This is a genomic window from Streptococcus suis, from assembly GCF_016743335.1.
GTDB classification, from domain to species: Bacteria; Bacillota; Bacilli; order Lactobacillales; family Streptococcaceae; genus Streptococcus; species Streptococcus suis_Y.
Genome location: NZ_WCJE01000090.1, coordinates 1 through 1,676, shown reverse-complemented (window position 1 = coordinate 1,676; position 1,676 = coordinate 1). Strand labels below are relative to the sequence as shown.

General features: G+C 45.8%; 1 protein-coding gene. It reads right to left on the bottom strand.

The window, feature by feature from the left end; translation table 11 throughout:
• On the bottom strand, window positions 1-1,676 hold a 1,676-nt coding region (locus F9856_RS11940; protein WP_268933456.1), incomplete at both ends, for an MSCRAMM family protein.

Below are 1,676 nucleotides of genomic sequence, written 5' to 3'. Positions count from 1 at the left end.
CATAGGTATTCGGCAAGAGATTTGGAAGGATTAGTTCAGAATTTGCCCCAGAGGTATTGCCGACTAGACCTTGAAGCAGTACTTCTTGGTCACCATCTTTACGGTAGAGTTGGAAGCGAGCATCCAGACCTCTACTGGTATCATCATAATCACGTTTACGGATTTTGACTGTAAATGGTGTCCGGTCATTTTTAACGGTGATTGGAATAATTTTATCCGCACCCTGATCTTGGCTAGTTCCAGCCTCAATCTTATTATCAGCATTATTTATCTGAGCCGAACCATTATCAGCGATTACAATTTGGTATTTGCGAGTGTTGGCCTGATAGCCTGTCGGCGGCTGGCTTTCTTGCAAATAGTAGGTACCTGGTTCCAAGCCTGGAAGCGTGATTTCACCGTTGCTGTCTGTCGTCACTTCCTGACCTATCTGCGTATTTTCATTCGGTCCAAATAGCTTGAAGCGTGCACCTGTAAGCTTGCGATTGGCATCACGGCTATCGACTTTGGTAATCTTTATCTTAGGCTTGAAAACGTTGGTGAGTTTGATATTGATACGACCATCTTTTCGACCCTGACTAACCTGTTCAGGATTTGTTCCTTGAGCAAGCTGGACACTACCATCTTCTGCCACAGTGATATCGAAAGGCTGTAGTTGCTCGTAACCTGCTGGTGCAGAGAGTTCGCTGATAGTATAGGTTCCTTGTGGTAGCTGGAAGACAGCATTTCCAGCAGTTGAGCTCGTCCACTCAAGGGCCTTTTCAGTGTCAATCACACGACCTTGATAGTTCGTTACATGCCAGTTTCGCTCACTAAATTGTGGCATCTGATTGCCATTCTTAGCCTGAATCCGCAAGCGTACACCTGTCAAGGTTGTTTCGTTGTTGCGTTTATCTACTTTCTGGATACTCACGGGCGTAAACGGTCTATTCTTGATGGTTAATTGGATAAGATGACTGTCATCTGCTGATTGAATAGCGATTAAGTCACTTGGTCCTGACTGGATCGTCAGCTGCCCTGCTTGGTCAATGGTCAAATGAATCGGCGCTATCGAATTGTAATTGGCAGGAGCCACTGTCTCTTTCAGGACATAGCGATTCGGGCTCAGGTTTGGGAACGTCAAGCTAAATCCGTCCTGACTGGTATTGCCACGTTCGATAACAGTCGTACCCGTTGCATCATAGAGTTCAAAGCGAGCATCGAGGCCTGTCGCCGCATTATTGACATCTCGTTTGAGTATCTTGAGACGATAGGTCAGAGGTTCATTTTTTACAATGAACTTCAGCACATTTGCTGTGTTGGTATCAATCCTAACCTTATCATTTGTTCCAACGAGGTTGAAGCGTGTCACTGTCTTCATCTGGCTTCCGCTATGGGGTTGCTGTAGTGTCTGCAAGTCTAGTAAGACTGGACTAGCTAAACCACGATAACCAGTTGGCGGTGCGCCTTCGACAAGGGCATAGCGACCGAGCACCTTGGCTTCTAATGTTTGACGAACTTGCCCATTTGTCAAGGTAAAGGTTTGGACGAGGTTTTGATCTGTCAGAGCACCTGTCACCGTTTGTGGCGTTGCATCATCTGGAACTTTATAGAGCTTAAACGTCACTGCTTGTTGGATGATACGGTTATTCATGTCCTGCTTCTCGATTTGAATCTCAGGATGTTGGATATTTCCGATT